Genomic DNA, 17,306 nt, shown 5'->3' with positions numbered 1-17,306 from the left:
CTGGCACTCGATTATAGGGCCACATCCTGTGTAAATAAACGGCATTGTTTCACGAATGTGAACGAAACGTGTAACTGGCACCGACCGGAGAGAACAGCATGAAAAACGCAGAATTGAACCAACGCCGTCAGGACGCCACCCCGCGCGGAGTGGGCGTGATGTGTGGTTTTTACGCCGAGCGCGCAGAGAACGCCACGCTGTGGGATGTGGAAGGCAAAGAAGTGATCGACTTTGCTTCGGGGATCGCCGTGCTGAACACCGGGCACCGTCACCCGAAGGTGATCGCCGCAATTGAAAAGCAGCTGCAGGCCTTCACCCACACCGCCTATCAGATCGTTCCTTACGAAAGCTATGTTTCTTTGGCGGAGCGCATCAACCAGCGCGCGCCGATCGCCGGTCCGTGTAAAACCGCTTTCTTCACCACCGGCGCGGAAGCGGTGGAAAACGCGGTGAAGATCGCCCGCGCTTACACTGGCCGTCCGGGCTTGATCACCTTCGGCGGCGGCTTCCACGGCCGCACCTATATGACCATGGCGCTGACCGGCAAAGTGGCGCCTTACAAACTGGGCTTTGGCCCATTCCCCGGCTCGGTGTTCCACGGCCAGTACCCGAACGCGCTGTACGGCGTGACCACCGAAGACGCGATGAACAGCCTGGATCGCCTGTTTAAAGCGGATATCGATCCCAAACAGGTGGCGGCCATTGTGCTGGAGCCGGTGCAGGGCGAGGGCGGTTTCAACGTGGCGCCGGCCGATTTCATGCAGGCGCTGCGCGCGCTGTGCGACCAGCACGGCATCCTGCTGATCGCCGACGAAGTGCAGACCGGCTTCGCCCGTACCGGCAAGCTGTTCGCCATGGAGCACTACAGCGTTAAGCCCGATTTGATCACTATGGCGAAAAGCCTGGCGGGCGGCATGCCGCTGTCGGCGGTGGCGGGCCGCGCCGAGGTGATGGACGCGCCGGCGCCGGGCGGGCTGGGCGGCACCTATGCCGGTAACCCGCTGGCGGTGGCCGCCGCGCACGCGGTGCTGGACGTGATCGACGAAGAGCAGCTGTGCCAGCGCGCTCAGCGCTTGGGTCAGCACCTGGTGGAAGTGCTCCAGCAGGCGCACAAAACCAGCCCGGCGATCGCCGATGTGCGCGCGCAGGGATCGATGGTGGCGGTGGAGTTCAACGATCCGGTTACCGGCAAGCCTTCGGCGGAGATCACCCGTCAGGTGCAGCAGAAGGCGATGGAGGAAGGGCTGCTGCTGCTGAGCTGCGGCGTGAACGGCAACGTGATCCGCTTCCTCTACCCGCTGACCATCCCGGACGATCAGTTCACCAAGGCGATGGGCATTCTGTCCCGCGCGCTGGCCCACTAAGGAGCGATCGGCATGAAATTGAATAATCCCGAGCTGTTGCGCAGCCAGTGTCTGATCAACGGCGAATGGTGCGATGCCCTGAGTGGCAAACGCGAAGCGGTGATCAACCCGGCCACCGGCGCCGAACTGGCCAGCATTCCGCTGGTCAGCGAAGAGGAAACCCAGCAGGCGATCGCGGCGGCGCAGCGGGCGCAAAACGACTGGAAACAGCTGACCGCCAAGCAGCGTTCCGCGCTGCTGTTGGCCTGGGCCGACAAGGTGCTGGCCGCACAGGAAGATCTGGCGCAGCTGATGACTGCCGAGCAGGGCAAATCGCTGGCGGAAGCACGCGGCGAAGTGGCGTACGCCGCGTCGTTCATCACCTGGTTCGCCGAAGAGGCCAAGCGGGTGGACGGCGCGGTATTGCAGGCGCCGCAGGCTTCGCAGCGTCTGGTGGTGGTGAAGCAGCCGATCGGCGTGTGCGCGGCCATCACCCCGTGGAATTTCCCGGCGGCGATGATCACCCGCAAGGTGGCGCCGGCGCTGGCGGCCGGTTGCGCCATCATCGTCAAACCGGCCGAGCAAACGCCGCTGACCGCGCTGGCGCTGGCCAAGCTGGCACAGGACGCCGGCATTCCCGCCGGCGTGTTGCAGGTGGTGACCGGCGAAGCGGCGCAGGTGGGCAGAGTGCTGTGCGACAGCCCGGTGGTGCGCAAGCTGAGCTTTACCGGTTCGACCGAGGTCGGCCGCATCCTGATGGCGCAGTGCGCGCCGAGCATCAAGAAACTGTCGCTGGAGCTGGGCGGCAATGCGCCGGTCATCGTGTTTGACGACGCCAATCTGGACGCGGCGGTGGCGGGCATCATGGCCTCCAAATTCCGCAACAGCGGCCAGACCTGCGTGTGCGCCAACCGTATCTACGTGCAGGACGGCATCTACGAGCGGCTGGCGGAGAAACTGGTGGCGGCGGTCGAGCAGTTGAAAGTGGGAGACGGCAGCCAGGAAGGCACCACCCAGGGGCCGCTGATCGACAGCGATGCGGTGGCGAAGGTGCAGAGCCATATCGACGACGCGCTGATCAAAGGGGCGCAGATCGCCACCGGTGGCCAGCCGCACGCGCTGGGCGGCACCTTCTTCCAGCCAACGGTGGTGACCGGCGTGACGCAGAAGATGCGCTTCGCCAAAGAAGAGACCTTCGGGCCGGTGGCGCCGCTGTTCCGCTTCCATGACGAGGCAGAAGCCATCGCCATGGCCAACGACACCGAATTCGGCCTGGCCGCCTACCTGTTCACGCAGAACGCCGCGCGCCAGTGGCGCGTGCCGGAGGCACTGGAGTACGGCATGGTCGGCATCAACACCGGGCTGATTTCCAACGAAGTGGCGCCGTTCGGCGGCGTGAAACAGTCAGGGCTCGGGCGTGAAGGATCGCGCTACGGGATAGAAGAATATCTGGAGCTGAAATACCTGTGTATCGATGTGAGCTGTTGAGCGTCAGGACGTTAACCCATCCCGGCGGCCAGCGTCGCCGGGCGATAAAGGATGATGCATGTCTGATAATATCTCTGTTTCTCCGGCGCTTGCCGCCGGGGTGCGAGCACCTGCACCCGCCAAATCGTTAAGTTTCCTCGAAGGGGTGGCGATGATCGTCGGCACCAACATCGGCGCCGGGGTGCTCTCCATCGCCTACGCCTCCAGCAAGGCCGGCTTTCTGCCGCTGCTGTTCTGGCTGGTGCTGGTGGGAAGCCTGACCACCATCACCATGCTGTACGTTGCCGAATCCACGCTGCGCACCCGCGCGCATCTGCAGCTGAGCGGGCTGGCGAAGCGCTACGTCGGCGGCCTGGGCGCCTGGCTGATGTTCGCTTCGGTGTGCGTCAACAGCGTTGGGGCGCTCACCGCCTATATGACCGGCAGCGGCAAGCTGCTGCAATCGCTGTTCGGCATCTCGCCGGCGCTGGGCAGCCTGCTGTTCTTCGTGCCCGCCGCCGGCGTGCTGTACCTCGGTTTGAAAGCGATTGGCCGCGGCGAGAAGTTCATCAGCATCGGCATGGTGGTGATGTTGACCGCCCTGGTGGCGGCGACGCTGCTGAAAGACACCACCCAGATGCGCAACCTGTTAGACGGCGACTGGCGCTATATGGTGCCGGTGTTCAACGTGGTGGTGTTCTGCTTCTCGGCGCAATACATCGTGCCGGAAATGGCGCGCGGCTTTGCCGACAAACCGGAGCAACTGCCGAAGGCGATCATTGTCGGCATGGTGGTGACGTTCATTTTGCTGGCGGCGGTGCCGATGTCGGTGATTGCGCTCAGCGGGCTGGATGACATCTCCGACGTGGCCACCATTTCCTGGGGCCAGGCGCTGGGGCAGTGGGCGTTCTTCTCCGCCAACATCTTTGCGCTGTGCGCGATGCTGACCTCGTACTGGGGATTGGGCGGCAGCTTTCTGACCAATATTTTCGACAAGTTTAGGCTGGGCAACGACGAGCTGCCGCTGCGCCGTTTCGGCGTGCTGCTGCTGGTGGTGGTGCCGCCGTTCGTGCTGGCCTACAGCGGGCTGGTGTCGTTCGTCAACGCGCTCTACTTCGCCGGGGTGTTCAGCGGGGTGATCCTGTCGATCATGCCGATGCTGATCCTGCGCGGCGCGCGCAAACACGGCGACCAAACCCCACGCTGGCAGTGTAACTGGATCACGCATCCGCTGCTGCAGATCAGCATTGTGTTGCTGTACCTGGCCAGCGCGGTGTACGCCATCGCTTCATTGTTAGGCTATCTGCCCTCTGGATGGTGATTTGCCTTCCCTCAAGCAGTGATGTTGTTTCTCGGCATTGAGAACGGCGGCGTCGTGGCCGCCGATTTTTTTCTCACGCGCGCCGTTTTTCCGACAATGCCAGCCAGGCCTGCACCGACGGGCGCTGCCACTGCTTGTGCGCATAGTGGCGCACTCGCTCCGGCACCGGATCGCCGTGCATCACCAGCCGGTTAAGCATCAGCGCCAGATCGGTGTCGGCGATGCACCACTCCCTGAACAGATTGTCCTGCCCGTGGCTCAGCAGTTTTTCTACGGCGGCGATCAGCTTGCGCGCGGCCTCCTGCGCGGCTTCGGACAGCGGCGGGAACTTGCCGTTGTTGAACACCACCTCGGTCGAGCGCTCGGCGCGGATCGGCAGCAGATCGCTGCGCAGCCAGGCCTGGATCTCGCGCGCCTTGGCGCGCAGCTTCACGTCGCGCGGGTATACGGCGTGGGCCGGGTGGATGTCTTCCAGGTATTCGGCGATCGCCGAAGACTCCGAGAGCTGGAACTCGCCGATCGCCAGCGTCGGCACCCGGCGGGTGAGCGACAGCGCCGCGTAGGCCGCCTCTTTGTTCTCTTCTTTCGCCAGGTCCACCGGCTTCACGGTGAACGGAATGCCTTTTTCCGTCAGCACGACAAAGGCGGACATGGCGTACGGGCTGAAAAATTCACTGTCGGTGTAAAGCTCGGTGATCGGTTGAGACATCGGCGGTTCCTCGGGGTTAAGGGGGGAACATTCATCATTGTTGAGGGGAGGCTAAAAATCAATCTGTTAGCCTAAAAGTTCTTTTATGACGCGGCGGACGGCGGCGCTGGCGCGACGTGATATATTTGTTGCCAACACGTGAATTGAGCCGTATCGGGTAACATGAAGACGCAGTGGATAGAACGGGTAAGAGTGGGAGTTGCGCGCCTGTGGCCGCACCCGCTGGCGGTGGGCAAGCGAGAGATGCTGATTTCCAGCGTCGGCGCCGGTTTGGGGCTGATGCTCGCCGGCTGGATCAGCCACTTTATTTTGGGTGAGGTGAACCTGTGGTTTATCGCGCCGATGGGCGCTTCGGCGGTGCTGCTGTTCGGCGTGCCCAACAGCCCACTGGCGCAGCCCTGGTCGATCGTCGGCGGCAATGCGCTGGCGGCGACGGTGGGCGTCAGCGTCGGTCTGCTGATCCCCGATCCGGGCCTGGCCTGCGGCGCGGCGGCGGCGGTGGCCATCGGCCTGATGTTCAAGCTGCGCTGCCTGCATCCGCCGGGCGGCGCGGTGGCGCTGACCGCCATCCTCGGTGGCCCCGGCATTCACCAGATGGGCTATCACTTTGTGCTGTACCCGGTGCTGCTGAACTCGGTGCTGCTGGCGGCGCTGGCCATTCTGTTCAATAACCTGGCCGGGCGACGCTACCCGCACGCGCTGGCGCCGGCGGAGGCCAAGCCGGCCAATCTGCCGATCGATGCCGTTGCCATCACCCGCGCCGATCTGCACGAGGCGCTGATGGAGGGAGATCTGTTCGATATCGACGAGGACGATCTGCAGGAGATCCTGCTGCGCGCCGAGCAGCTGGCGCATCAGCGGCAAAGCAAGGCCGCCTGATCAGCCCAGCGTTTTGCGGTAAAACACCACCCGCTCCGTTTCTGCAAAGCCCAGCGCCGCATGCAGGCGCTGGGAGTCCAGATTGGCGATGTTGGTATCCGACGCCAGCTCGCTGCACCCCTGCTGCTTGGCCCACTCTTGCACCTGCGCGATCAAACGCGCCGCCCAGCCCTGGCGGCGGGCGCGTTCGACGGTATAAATCCCTTCCAAAAACGCCACCGGCGACGATTCGCAGCCGTTGACATAATCGTAGCGCAGCGCGACCTCGGCAAAGGCGACAAAAACGCCATCCAGCCCCCGCGCCATAAACGCGGTGTGGTGCGGCGAAGCCAATATTTCGCGCATTTCTGCGCGATGTTCTTCCAACGGGCAGGTGGGCCACAGCGCCGAGCGCAGAGCCAGCCAGGCATCGAGGTTGTCGTGGTCGCAGTTGACGATCATGCGGGGTCCTTATGAGTCGGAATAAATCAGGTATGCCGAAATGGCAGTGTGGCACGGCGGTGGGAAACAAAAAAGCCACCCCGGACAGGATGGCTTGTAAGGCTGTGAAAACAGCTAAAATTTGGTGGCCCCTGTTGGGTTTGAACCAACGACCAAGCGATTATGAGTCGCCTGCTCTAACCACTGAGCTAAGGGGCCAAGCCGCGAGATTATAGGGAATCCTTAAGCGGCGGTCTACTGTTACCCGCCCGTATGTTGCTTTTCTGCACAGTTCTAGCCTGTTGTAATTGCTGGCGGATTTTGCGATAACCGCAGTAAATCCCTGCAATGGACTCACGATACTCATGGAACTTCTGGCGCCTGGCCTGCGGGTGGTGTTTTGCGGCATCAACCCCGGCCTTTCTTCCGCCCATCAGGGCTACCCTTTCGCCAACGGCAGCAACCGCTTCTGGAAGGTGATCCATCAGGCAGGCTTTACCGAGAGCCAGTTGGCACCGGAGCAGTGGCAGCAGCTGAAGGATAACGGCTGCGGCATTACCGCGCTGGTGGCGCGCCCGACGGTGGCGGCCAGCGAGCTGTCGCGCGACGAGTTGCGCAGCGGCGGTGAGGCGCTGCAAGAGAAGATCCTGCGCTACCAGCCGCGCGCGCTGGCGATTTTAGGCAAGCAGGCGTTCACCACCGCCTTCGGGGTGAAAAACGCGCCCTGGGGCAAGCAGGCGATGATGCTGGGGCAAACCGAGGTGTGGGTATTGCCCAACCCCAGCGGCTTGAACCGCGCCACGTTGGAGCAGCTTACCGCCAGCTATCGCGAGCTGTTCCTGGCGCTGCAATGACATAAGGGAGTATGCGATGACATCGATAATGAAAGGCTGTGTGATGGCGCTGTTATTGGTGACCGGCGCTGCACAGGCGGGGCATTCGCCACAGGAAGCGCGCAACAAGCAGAACGTGCTGGAGTTTTATCGGCAGGGGCTGAACAACAAGGATTTTGCGGCGGCGCGGCCGTTTTTGGGCGAACAGTACAAGCAGCATAACCCCAACGCCAAAGACGGCGTGGCGGGTTTTCGTCAATTTGTCGAGCTGCTGAAAACGCGTTATCCCAACTCGCACAGTGAGGTAAAACAGGCGTTCGTCGACGGTGACTATGTGATTTTGCATGTGGAAGTCAGCGGGCGCGAGGCCGGTAAAACCGCGGCGATCATCGATATCTTCCGTCTCGACAGCGCCGGAAAAATCGTTGAGCACTGGGACGTGACGCAGCCGGTGCCGGAGAAAACCGCCAGCGGCAACAGCATGTTCTGAGGCATAAAAAAACCCCGGCAGGCCGGGGTTTTTGTTTTGAGTGCAACCGCCGGACTTAGTCGTCCAGGAAGCTGCGCAGCACTTCGGAGCGGCTTGGGTGACGCAGCTTGCGCAGCGCCTTGGCTTCGATCTGACGAATACGCTCACGGGTAACGTCAAACTGCTTGCCAACCTCTTCCAGCGTGTGGTCGGTGTTCATGTCGATGCCGAAACGCATGCGCAGCACTTTCGCTTCGCGCGCGGTCAGGCCGGCCAGCACGTCGTGGGTGGCGGAACGCAGGCTTTCCGAAGTCGCGGAATCCAGCGGCAGCTCGAGGGTGGTATCCTCGATGAAGTCGCCCAGATGCGAATCTTCGTCGTCGCCGATCGGCGTTTCCATCGAGATTGGCTCTTTGGCGATCTTCAGCACCTTGCGGATCTTGTCTTCCGGCATCAGCATGCGCTCGGCCAGCTCTTCCGGCGTCGGCTCGCGGCCCATCTCTTGCAGCATCTGGCGCGAAATACGGTTGAGCTTGTTGATGGTCTCAATCATATGCACCGGAATACGGATGGTGCGCGCCTGGTCGGCGATGGAGCGGGTGATAGCCTGACGGATCCACCAGGTGGCGTACGTCGAGAACTTGTAGCCGCGGCGGTATTCGAACTTGTCTACCGCTTTCATCAGGCCGATGTTGCCTTCCTGGATCAGATCCAGGAACTGCAGGCCGCGGTTGGTGTATTTCTTGGCGATGGAAATAACCAGACGCAGGTTGGCCTCAACCATCTCTTTCTTCGCGCGGCGGGCTTTCGCTTCACCGATCGACATGCGACGGTTGATGTCTTTGACCTGCTCGATGGTCAGGCCGGTTTCTTCTTCGATCTGACGCAGTTTCTGCAGGCTGCGCTGCACGTCTTCAGCCACGTCTTTCAGCTTTTCCGACCATGGCTTGGCCATCGCCAGCGCCGCTTCGAACCAGGAGTCGCTGGTTTCGTTGCCGGCGAACAGGGTGACGAAGTTTTTCTTCGGCATTTTGCACTGTTCAACGCACAGCTTCATGATGATGCGTTCCTGGGTGCGAACGCGGTCCATCATGGTGCGCATGCTGTTGACCAGGAAGTCGAACTGTTTCGGCACCAGGCGGAACTGCTTGAACACTTCAGACAGCTTCAGGATCTCGTCCGCGGCGCTGGCGTGGCTGCGGCCGTTCTTTTTGATCACCAGACGCGTCGCTTCATACTGATCGCGCAGTTCGGCGAACTTCTGACGCGCCAGCTCAGGATCGATGCTGTTGTCGTCTTCGGTGTCGTCGTCTTCGGCATCCTCATCTTCTTCGTCGTCGTCTTGCTCTTCGCTCGACAGTTCGGAACCGATGTGGGTCGCGGTTGGGGCGATGTCCTCTTCCGCGTTAGGATCGACGAAGCCGGTGATCAGATCGGACAGGCGCGCTTCGCCCGCTTCGACGCGATCGTACTGCTCAAGCAGGTAGGTGATGGCTTCCGGGTATTCGGCAACCGAGCACTGCACCTGGTTGATGCCGTCTTCGATGCGCTTGGCGATGTCGATTTCGCCTTCGCGTGTCAGCAGTTCGACGGTACCCATTTCGCGCATGTACATGCGCACCGGGTCGGTGGTGCGGCCGATTTCGGATTCCACGCTGGACAGAACCTGTGCGGCGGCTTCTTCCGCATCTTCGTCCGTGCTGTTCGAGTTTTCGGCGAGCAGCAGGTCATCGGCGTCCGGTGCTTCTTCCATCACCTGGATGCCCATGTCGTTAATCATCTGGATGATGTCTTCGATCTGATCGGAGTCGACGATATCTTCCGGCAGATGGTCATTGACCTCAGCATAGGTCAGATAGCCTTGCTCCTTACCACGGGTGACAAGTAGCTTCAGCTGTGACTGCGGGTTTTGCTCCATAAGACGGTATCCACACTTCAGAGTATTTAGGTTGGTGTCGGTCGGCGAAACCGCCAACAATAGCATTTGGGGCGTTTTCGTTATCGCCGCGGCCCACTATGGCGGCACTGTGCAGGGCTCTGCCCTCGCAATTATCGGCACTTAAGCCGTTTGGTATTCAGTTTTTCTTCGCTAAAACCTGGTTGAGGGAACGGACTTCTTCACGTTCCTCCGGGCTCAGGCCGCGCGTTCTGGCCTGCGCGATCAGCGTTTCCAGCCGTTGCTCGAGCACCGAGTCGTACAGGCTGGCCAACGTATCCAAAAAAGTCTGTTCGACCATGTCCTCAACGATCATATGGTTCCAGGTCGCCAAGGTTTCAAGCTGCTGGCTGAATTTGTTGTCGCGATACAGCTCCAGCAATTGCCCGGTTGTCAGGCCCGGCTGCGCCAAACAGGTCTGCACCAGTTCGACGAACAGCGGCAATCCCGCCTGTTTGGTCTGCTCCAACCCTTCCAGCGAAGGGATAAGTGTAGCCAACTGCGGATTTTGCACCAGTAACCCTATCAGTATACGCATGGTTGTGCGTTTTAGCTGGGGCGCCTGATAAGGATTCGCATTTTCAGCCTGCTTGGGCATCAGCTTGTCGAGCTGGCTGTCGTCCAGCAGCCCCAGCTTGTTGCCGAGCTCCTGACGCAGGTACAAGCGCAACGTTTCGCCCGGCACCTGAGTAATCAGCGGCAGCGCCAGCGTGCTCAGCTTGGCGCGCCCGTCCGGGCTGCTCAAATCCACCTGCGGCAGCAGGCTTTCGAACAGGAAAGTGGACAGCGGTTGCGCCTGCTCCATTCGCTGTTCGAAGGCTTCTTTGCCTTCCTTGCGCACCAGGGTGTCCGGGTCTTCGCCGTCGGGCAAAAACATGAACCGCAGCTGGCGCCCGTCGTTCAGGTACGGCAGCGCGGTTTCCAGCGCCCGCCAGGCCGCTTCGCGGCCGGCGCGGTCGCCGTCGTAACAGCAGACGACGTTGTCGGTGGCGCGGAACAGCAGCTGAATGTGTTCAGCCGTCGTCGAGGTTCCGAGCGAGGCGACGGCATAATCGATGCCGAATTGCGCCAACGCCACCACGTCCATATACCCTTCCACCACCAGCAGCCGCTGCAGGGTTGGGTGATTCTGCTGTGCTTCATACAGGCCATACAGCTGGCGGCCCTTATGGAAAACTTCGGTTTCCGGCGAGTTCAGGTACTTGGGCATGCCGTCGCCCAGCACGCGGCCGCCGAAGGCGATGACGCGCCCGCGCTTGTCGCGGATGGGGAACATCACCCGTTCGCGGAAACGGTCGTACGAACGCCCCTGATCGTTAGTCACCAGCATGCCGGCATCGTTCAATGCGCGGCGCGAGTCGGTGTCGCGGCCGAAACGCTTCAGGGCGTTGTCCCATCCCGCCGGCGCGAAGCCGATGGCGAAATGGCGAATAACGTCGTCACTTAATCCGCGCTGCTGCAAATAGCTGCGCGCCGGTGCCCCGGAGGACTGCTGCAGTGACTGTTGATAGAACGCGCTGAGCTGTTCCATCAGTTGGTATAGGCTCTGGCGCTGATGGCGTTCGATCTGGGTCGGCCCGGTGCCCGCTTCGTAAGGCACTTCCAACCCGTGCATGGTCGCCAGCTCTTCGATGGTTTCGACAAACTCGAGTCGGTCGTAATTCATCAAAAAGTCGACGGCGTTGCCGTGCGCACCACACCCAAAACAGTGATAAAACTGCTTTTCGCCATTAACGGTAAATGAAGGCGTCTTTTCGTGGTGGAACGGACAGCACGCGTGGTAGTTCTTGCCTTGCTTCTTGAGCTTCACGCGGGCGTCGATCAAATCGACGATGTCGGTGCGAGCCAGCAAGTCATTGATAAATACGCGCGGAATTCGTCCAGCCATAAGCCCTTACTTCATTAGCCTATAAACGAGAACAAGCCGCGCATTCCTTTCGGAAAGCACGGCCTTCGTATGCAACTACTCGGTCTGCGCGATTTTGAAAATCAGAAATTCACGCGGTGGGGTTGCCCCCGAAGAATTAATACAGACGAGTGCGGCGTGCGTTTTCGCGAGCCAGTTTCTTCGCGTGACGTTTCACAGCAGAAGCTTTAGCGCGTTTACGTTCGGTAGTTGGTTTTTCATAAAACTCACGACGACGAACTTCAGCTAAAACACCCGCTTTTTCGCAAGAGCGTTTGAAACGACGCAGAGCAACGTCAAATGGCTCGTTTTCACGTACTTTAATTACCGGCATGTGCCTCTCACCTCAATAAAATTCGGTTTGCTGCTGGCCAAGCGCCAGCCTTTTCAAAATGGTGCGGAATTTTACTCCAATGGATGCTGCTTTGTAAAGCATCACCGCAAATTGAAACCCGCGTCGCTCTGCCGCAACGTGCGCAATTTTGCACCGGGCGCTGATTATAGACTAATCAGAAAAAAATGCTCGTGTTTAATCGCTCGGGCATTTTCTGGATGAATCATCGACATAGGCGCAAGCCGGTGACAAGATGCGCCGCATCGGCGGTAAATGCGGCGGAATGTGGTAGACTGGCGGCCGCACGTGAATGATGGGAAATGTAATGCGAGTACTGGGTATAGAAACGTCCTGCGATGAAACCGGAATTGCAGTGTATGACGATCAAACCGGTTTGTTGGCCAACCAATTATACAGCCAGGTGAAGCTGCACGCCGACTACGGCGGCGTGGTGCCGGAACTGGCCTCCCGCGATCACGTGCGCAAAACCGTGCCGCTGATTCAGGCGGCGCTGAAAGAGGCCAACCTGACCCCGGCCGATATCGACGGCGTGGCTTATACCGCCGGGCCGGGCCTGGTAGGCGCGCTGCTGGTCGGCGCTACCGTCGGGCGTGCGCTGGCGTTCGCCTGGAACGTGCCGGCGGTGCCGGTGCACCACATGGAAGGCCACCTGCTGGCGCCGATGCTGGAAGATAACCCGCCGGCGTTCCCGTTCGTCGCGCTGCTGGTCTCCGGCGGCCACACCCAGCTGATCAGCGTCACCGGCATCGGTGAATATGAACTGCTGGGCGAGTCGATCGACGATGCCGCCGGCGAAGCGTTCGACAAAACCGCCAAGCTGCTCGGCCTGGATTATCCCGGCGGGCCGATGCTGTCGAAGATGGCGCAGCAGGGCACGGCGGGGCGTTTCACCTTCCCGCGGCCGATGACCGATCGTCCGGGGCTGGACTTCAGCTTCTCCGGCCTGAAAACCTTCGCCGCCAACACCATACGCTCCAACGGCAACGACGATCAGACGCGTGCCGACATCGCCCGCGCTTTCGAGGATGCGGTGGTGGATACGCTGGCGATCAAATGCAAACGCGCGCTGGAGCAAACCGGCTTCAAACGCCTGGTGATGGCCGGCGGCGTGAGCGCCAACCGCACGTTGCGCGCCAAACTGGCGGAGATGATGCAGAAACGCGGCGGGGAAGTGTTCTATGCCCGCCCGGAATTTTGCACCGACAACGGCGCGATGATCGCCTATGCCGGCATGGTGCGGCTGAAGAGCGGCGCCAACCCGGAGCTGAGCGTGTCGGTGCGGCCGCGCTGGCCGCTGGCGGAACTGCCTGCGGTATAAAACAAAGGGCCGGATTATCCGGCCCTTACGTTATTCGTCTTTCGGCTGGTCGCCGTTATCCTCATCCGCGTCGTTTTTCTTCTTGCGGAACTTGCCCCAAATCTTGCCTTCCTGGCCGCGCCACAGGCGCTGAATATTGTCGTGATGCCGCATCAGGATCAGGCAGGAGAGCATCGCCACTGGGAAGGTGAACTGCGGTTTGAACCACCAGACGTAGAACGGGGCGATCAGCGCGCTGACGATGGCGCCGAGCGAAGAGTAGCCGCTGAGCAACACCGTCAGCAGCCAGGTGCCGGTCATCAGGCCGGTCAGATCCCAGCCGATAGGCGCGATGGCGCCAAACGCCGTCGCCACGCCTTTACCGCCGCGGAAGTGGAAGAACACCGGATAGATGTGCCCAAGACAGGCGGCGATTGCCGTCAGGCCCAGATACAGCGGCGGTACATTGAGTTTGTAGGCCAGCCAGACCGGCAACATCCCTTTCAGAATATCGAACACCAGCACCGCCGCCGCCGCCAGCCGGCCGCCGATGCGCAGGACGTTGGTCGCCCCGGGATTTCCTGAGCCATGCTCACGCGGGTCCGGCAGCCTGGCGATCCGGCAAACCAGGATCGCGCTCGAAATCGAGCCGCACAGATACGCGAAGATAATCATGCCAAGCGCGGTAGCACTCATAACGCGGTTCCGTTTAATAATGGTCGTTTTACTCGCAACATCTATGGATAATACGCACATTCCGCTGGAAGTGGTATCCGGCAAGGCCAAAAACAGAGAATGACGTGATGGATATCGTATTTATTGAAGAGCTTACCGTAATTACCACCATTGGCGTTTATGAGTGGGAACAGGGCATTCGTCAGAAGCTGGTGTTCGATATCGAAATGGGCTGGGATAACCGGCCGGCCGCCGCCAGCGACGACGTAAATGACTGTCTGAGCTATGCCGACGTCAGCGATGCCGTGATCCAACACGTGGAGTCGAACCGGTTCGCGCTGGTGGAGCGCGTGGCGGAGGAAATATCTGAAATTTTGCTCCAGCGCTTCAATTCCCCCTGGGTCCGTATTAAGGTCAGCAAACCGGGCGCTGTAGCACATGCCAATCGGGTCGGCGTGATCATTGAGCGCGGCACCCGTCCCGCATGATTTTATGTCATCTGCTTGCAACGAAAGACCGTTAACCTGGTCTTAATCCTGAGAATTGTTTTAGCGGCATTGTCTTTAAGCATTGCCGCTTTTTTATGTGATAGCCGTTATTTTATGGGGTGAGCGAAGCACATGGCAGACATGCATTCACTGTTTATTGCGTTTGTTCTTGGGGTTGTCGAGGGATTAACCGAATTTTTGCCGGTTTCTTCCACCGGGCATATGATCATCGTCGGCGAGTGGCTGGGCTTTACCGGCGACAAAGCCAAAACCTTTGAAGTCATTATCCAGCTGGGGTCGATCCTGGCCGTCGTCGTGATGTTCTGGCGCCGGTTGTTCGGTCTGATCGGCATCCATTTCGGCGGCAAGCCGGTGGAGCACGAAGGCAAAACCAGCGGCCAGCTGAAGCTGGGGCACATCCTGTTGGCGATGATCCCGGCGGTGGTGCTGGGGCTGGCCTTCCATGATTTCATCAAGTCGCTGTTTGCGCCGAAAAACGTGATGTACGCGTTGGTGGTCGGCGGCCTGCTGCTGCTGGCGGCGGAATGGCTGAAGCCGAAGAAGCCGAGCGCGGAAGGGCTGGATGACATCACTTACCGTCAGGCGTTCATGATCGGCTGCTTCCAGTGTCTGGCGCTGTGGCCGGGCTTCTCCCGTTCGGGTTCCACTATCGCCGGCGGCATGCTGGTGGGCGTGAACCGCTATGCGGCGTCCGAGTTCTCCTTCATTCTGGCTGTGCCGATGATGATTGGCGCCAGCGGCCTGGATCTGTACAAGAGCCTGCACTTCCTGACCTGGGGCGACCTGCCGATGTTCGCCGTCGGTTTCGTCACCGCCTTCGTGGTGGCGCTGGTTGCGATCAAGACCTTCCTGTCGCTGATCAAACGCATCTCGTTCGTGCCGTTCGCTATCTACCGCTTTATCGTGGCGGCCGTGGTTTACATGGTGTTCCTGTAAGCCTTCACGGCAAGAAAAAACCCGCTCCGCGGGGTTTTTTTATGCCTGATCGTTGATGATGGTTTGGGTGAGCTTCCACTCTGCCAGCGCCTGCTGGCGGCGGCGTTTGAGCTCGTCGCGGATCGCGGTGCCCTGCAGCCCGCTGGCCACCACCTCTTTAATAGATACCGCGTTCGCCACCTGATACGCCTGACGCAGATAGTCGCCCTGCGGATAGGGATTCTCCTCAAAGCCGGTACGGCCGCGCGCGTCCGCCTCGCTGGTCAGGATCATCTGCTCCAGCCGGTGCGGCTTGCGCCAGACGTCGATGGCGTCGAACAGCTTCAATAGGGTCTCCAGCCGCAGCTTGTTCACGGTGTGGATCAGATCATGGTACTCGGCCACCAGCTTGCTCAGATCGCGCACCGGGTTAGGCACCCGCAGCCGCTGGCACAGCGCCTCGACCAACCGCACGCCGGCCGGGCCGTGGCCGTGGTGATGCGGCCAGAACGCTTTTGGCGTCAATCCCTTGCCGAGGTCATGGCACAGGGTGGCGAAGCGCACGTCCACCTCCGGCGTGAGGCGGGCGGCGATCGCCAACGCCATCAGCGTGTGCACGCCGGTGTCGATCTCCGGGTGCCACTTGGCGGGAGCCGGCACGCCGAACAGCGCGTCGATTTCCGGGAACAGCACCGCCAGCGCATCGCAGTCGCGCAGCACCTGAAAATAGACCTGCGGGCTCTGGCTTTGCAGCGCCTTTTCCGTTTCTTTCCAGACGCGTTCGGCGGTCAGCGCGGCCAGTTCACCGCTATGCGCCATCCGGCGCATCAGGGCGAGCGTTTCGTCGGCGATGCGAAAACCCAGGTGGGCGAAGCGGGCGGTGAAGCGCGCCACGCGCAGTACGCGCAGCGGATCTTCGCCGAAGGCGTCGGAAACGTGGCGCAGCACGCGCGCCTGCAGATCGGCCACGCCGCCGTAAGGATCAATCAGCTCCCCCCTCGGCGGAACGGGCGATGGCGTTGATGGTCAGATCGCGCCGCAGCAGATCCTCCTCCAGCGTGACGTCCGGCGCGGCATAGCAGGTAAAACCGGTGTATCCCTGGCCGGATTTGCGCTCGGTGCGCGCCAGCGCGTACTCCTCGTGGGTGTCGGGATTGAGGAATACCGGAAAGTCTTTGCCGACCTGCTGGTAGCCCAACGCCAGCAGCTCGGCCGGCGTGGCGCCCACCACCACCCAATCATGATCGACCACCGGAATGTCGAGCAGGCTGTCGCGAACGGCGCCGCCGACCAGATAAATCTGCACTGTTGACTCCTGAATATCGTGTAAGGCTCTGTCTATCAGATTACATGAATTGGCCGCGGGATGTCGGCGCCAATGAAAAGGGCGCCCGCAGGCGCCCATACTCAAACTGAACGATACTGAGATCAGTTCATCCAGCGATTGTTGTTCTTGCGGCGCGGGATCAGGTGCGGCAACAGCAGGCCCAGCAGCAAACCGACGCCGGCGACGCCGCCGCCGTACATGAACCACTGCAGAATAATGGTGCGCTGTTTGTCGTCGAGCTGCAGGTTAACGGCGTTAACCTTCTTCTGCGCGACCACCAGCTGGTTTTTCAGATCCTGGTTTTCCTTCTGCAGGCTGCTGATGGTGCTGTCGCTGCCCGCGACTTTTTCCTGCATTTCCGCCGTGCGCTGGTTCCAGGTGTTATCGATGTTGGCCAGCTTGTCGGTCAGGGTTTTCACCTGCTGTTCCAGCTCGGGCACGCGGGTGCGCAGGCTCGGCGTCTGGCTGAGCTGATCGAGTGGGATCCAGGTGGTGCGGCCTTTCGGATCGCGGATTTGGCCGTAGTTGGTGCTGTCGTTGACGCTCAGCAGGGTGACTTCTTCACCGGCGTTCAGAGTGCCGACAATACGGTACTGATTACCTGGGCCGCTATGGACGTAAGTGCTTAACTCATCGGAGATATAGCGTTTATCTTCGGCATGTGCGCCCCAAGTGATGCTGAAGCTCAGCGCGGCAAGGCAAATCAGGCGTAATTTCTGCATTAGTTCATCGTTTCTTGGTGAATTTATGGAACGATAGTAGAGCGTTCAGTCTGACGACGCAACGCCAAAACCGGAATGAGAACTATCTTACTGTGGCTGATTCTGTGAGTTGCGCGGCGTTTTATAACGTAACAGGTTTTTTCTACAGTTAGCAGGGTTAAGGCGCCGGGAATCGCGGTAAGATAACGGCAACTGTGCGTCATTGGGCAGTATGCGGCGGCCG

The 17,306-nt window shown here is 60.5% G+C and carries 16 protein-coding genes, 1 tRNA gene and 1 pseudogene; 9 read left to right on the top strand and 9 right to left on the bottom strand.

The genetic code is table 11. The features are described 5' to 3' along the window. Positions 1 to 98 precede the first annotated feature (98 nt). The 3 genes from ACORQT_RS21310 to ACORQT_RS21300 are packed head-to-tail and all read left to right on the top strand — an operon-like array spanning position 99 to position 4,131. On the top strand, positions 99 to 1,364 hold the full coding sequence (locus ACORQT_RS21310; RefSeq protein ID WP_042785410.1) for a 4-aminobutyrate--2-oxoglutarate transaminase: 1,266 nt from the start codon (positions 99 to 101) through the stop codon (positions 1,362 to 1,364). 12 nt (positions 1,365 to 1,376) lie between these two features. Continuing rightward, positions 1,377 to 2,831, top strand: coding sequence for an NAD-dependent succinate-semialdehyde dehydrogenase (locus ACORQT_RS21305; protein ID WP_042785409.1), 1,455 nt, complete (start codon positions 1,377 to 1,379; stop codon positions 2,829 to 2,831). Positions 2,832 to 2,889: 58 nt separating this feature from the next. Beyond that, positions 2,890 to 4,131, top strand: coding sequence for an aromatic amino acid transport family protein (locus tag ACORQT_RS21300; protein WP_042785408.1), 1,242 nt, complete (start codon positions 2,890 to 2,892; stop codon positions 4,129 to 4,131). Positions 4,132 to 4,204: 73 nt separating this feature from the next. On the opposite strand, the gene yfcF is transcribed toward ACORQT_RS21300, so the two are convergent. Further along, positions 4,205 to 4,840 carry a glutathione transferase gene (yfcF, locus tag ACORQT_RS21295; RefSeq protein WP_004937171.1) on the bottom strand — a complete coding sequence of 212 codons (636 nt, stop codon included), beginning with the start codon at positions 4,838 to 4,840 and terminating at the stop codon, positions 4,205 to 4,207. 162 nt (positions 4,841 to 5,002) lie between these two features. Between yfcF and ACORQT_RS21290 the strand changes: the two genes are divergently transcribed. Continuing rightward, complete coding sequence (locus tag ACORQT_RS21290; protein WP_089192273.1) at positions 5,003 to 5,719, top strand: HPP family protein; 717 nt, start codon at positions 5,003 to 5,005, stop codon at positions 5,717 to 5,719. Here ACORQT_RS21290 and aac(6') read toward each other — a convergent pair whose 3' ends face one another. Together aac(6') and ACORQT_RS21280 are read right to left on the bottom strand one after the other, a co-directional pair. After that, the gene (gene aac(6'), locus ACORQT_RS21285) at positions 5,720 to 6,160 is read right to left on the bottom strand and encodes an aminoglycoside 6'-N-acetyltransferase (protein ID WP_164057057.1); all 441 of its coding nucleotides are present in this window, start codon (positions 6,158 to 6,160) and stop codon (positions 5,720 to 5,722) included. A 122-nt stretch (positions 6,161 to 6,282) separates the two neighbouring features. After that, positions 6,283 to 6,358, bottom strand: a tRNA-Ile gene (locus tag ACORQT_RS21280). Positions 6,359 to 6,504: 146 nt separating this feature from the next. On the opposite strand from ACORQT_RS21280, the gene mug reads away from it, so the two are divergent. Further along, positions 6,505 to 6,993, top strand: a complete 489-nt coding sequence (gene mug, locus ACORQT_RS21275; RefSeq protein ID WP_033644588.1) for a G/U mismatch-specific DNA glycosylase — start codon at positions 6,505 to 6,507, stop codon at positions 6,991 to 6,993. 16 nt (positions 6,994 to 7,009) lie between these two features. Next, complete coding sequence (locus tag ACORQT_RS21270) at positions 7,010 to 7,462, top strand: nuclear transport factor 2 family protein (protein ID WP_033651285.1); 453 nt, start codon at positions 7,010 to 7,012, stop codon at positions 7,460 to 7,462. Between the two features lie 55 nt (positions 7,463 to 7,517). On the opposite strand, the gene rpoD is transcribed toward ACORQT_RS21270, so the two are convergent. The 3 genes from rpoD to rpsU all read right to left on the bottom strand — a co-directional run bounded on the left by rpoD (position 7,518) and on the right by rpsU (position 11,617). Beyond that, positions 7,518 to 9,359, bottom strand: coding sequence for an RNA polymerase sigma factor RpoD (gene rpoD / locus ACORQT_RS21265; protein WP_025304326.1), 1,842 nt, complete (start codon positions 9,357 to 9,359; stop codon positions 7,518 to 7,520). 157 nt (positions 9,360 to 9,516) lie between these two features. Beyond that, complete coding sequence (gene dnaG / locus ACORQT_RS21260; protein ID WP_033651286.1) at positions 9,517 to 11,265, bottom strand: DNA primase; 1,749 nt, start codon at positions 11,263 to 11,265, stop codon at positions 9,517 to 9,519. A gap of 136 nt (positions 11,266 to 11,401) precedes the next feature. Then, a complete protein-coding gene (gene rpsU / locus ACORQT_RS21255) occupies positions 11,402 to 11,617 on the bottom strand; it encodes a 30S ribosomal protein S21 (RefSeq protein WP_001144069.1) in 216 nt (71 codons plus the stop codon). 325 nt (positions 11,618 to 11,942) lie between these two features. On the opposite strand from rpsU, the gene tsaD reads away from it, so the two are divergent. Further along, positions 11,943 to 12,956 (top strand): tRNA (adenosine(37)-N6)-threonylcarbamoyltransferase complex transferase subunit TsaD, encoded by a 1,014-nt coding sequence (gene tsaD / locus ACORQT_RS21250; RefSeq protein WP_004937199.1) that lies wholly within the window; start codon positions 11,943 to 11,945, stop codon positions 12,954 to 12,956. Between the two features lie 30 nt (positions 12,957 to 12,986). Here tsaD and plsY read toward each other — a convergent pair whose 3' ends face one another. Continuing rightward, complete coding sequence (gene plsY, locus ACORQT_RS21245; RefSeq protein WP_033644590.1) at positions 12,987 to 13,631, bottom strand: glycerol-3-phosphate 1-O-acyltransferase PlsY; 645 nt, start codon at positions 13,629 to 13,631, stop codon at positions 12,987 to 12,989. A gap of 107 nt (positions 13,632 to 13,738) precedes the next feature. Between plsY and folB the strand changes: the two genes are divergently transcribed. After that, positions 13,739 to 14,098, top strand: a complete 360-nt coding sequence (gene folB / locus ACORQT_RS21240; RefSeq protein WP_015379095.1) for a bifunctional dihydroneopterin aldolase/7,8-dihydroneopterin epimerase — start codon at positions 13,739 to 13,741, stop codon at positions 14,096 to 14,098. A gap of 132 nt (positions 14,099 to 14,230) precedes the next feature. Beyond that, on the top strand, positions 14,231 to 15,055 hold the full coding sequence (gene bacA, locus ACORQT_RS21235; protein ID WP_033644592.1) for an undecaprenyl-diphosphate phosphatase: 825 nt from the start codon (positions 14,231 to 14,233) through the stop codon (positions 15,053 to 15,055). 39 nt (positions 15,056 to 15,094) lie between these two features. Here the strand turns inward: bacA and ACORQT_RS21230 are convergent. Next, positions 15,095 to 16,340, bottom strand: a pseudogene (locus ACORQT_RS21230) (multifunctional CCA addition/repair protein). A gap of 122 nt (positions 16,341 to 16,462) precedes the next feature. After that, positions 16,463 to 17,083 carry a TIGR04211 family SH3 domain-containing protein gene (locus ACORQT_RS21225; protein ID WP_033644594.1) on the bottom strand — a complete coding sequence of 207 codons (621 nt, stop codon included), beginning with the start codon at positions 17,081 to 17,083 and terminating at the stop codon, positions 16,463 to 16,465. Positions 17,084 to 17,306: the final 223 nt, after the last annotated feature.

This window comes from Serratia sp. (in: enterobacteria), from assembly GCF_052400455.1.
Classification (GTDB): domain Bacteria; phylum Pseudomonadota; class Gammaproteobacteria; order Enterobacterales; family Enterobacteriaceae; genus Serratia; species Serratia ureilytica.
The sequence above is the reverse complement of the archived record's forward strand: the minus strand, read 5'-3'. Positions and strand labels throughout refer to the sequence as shown.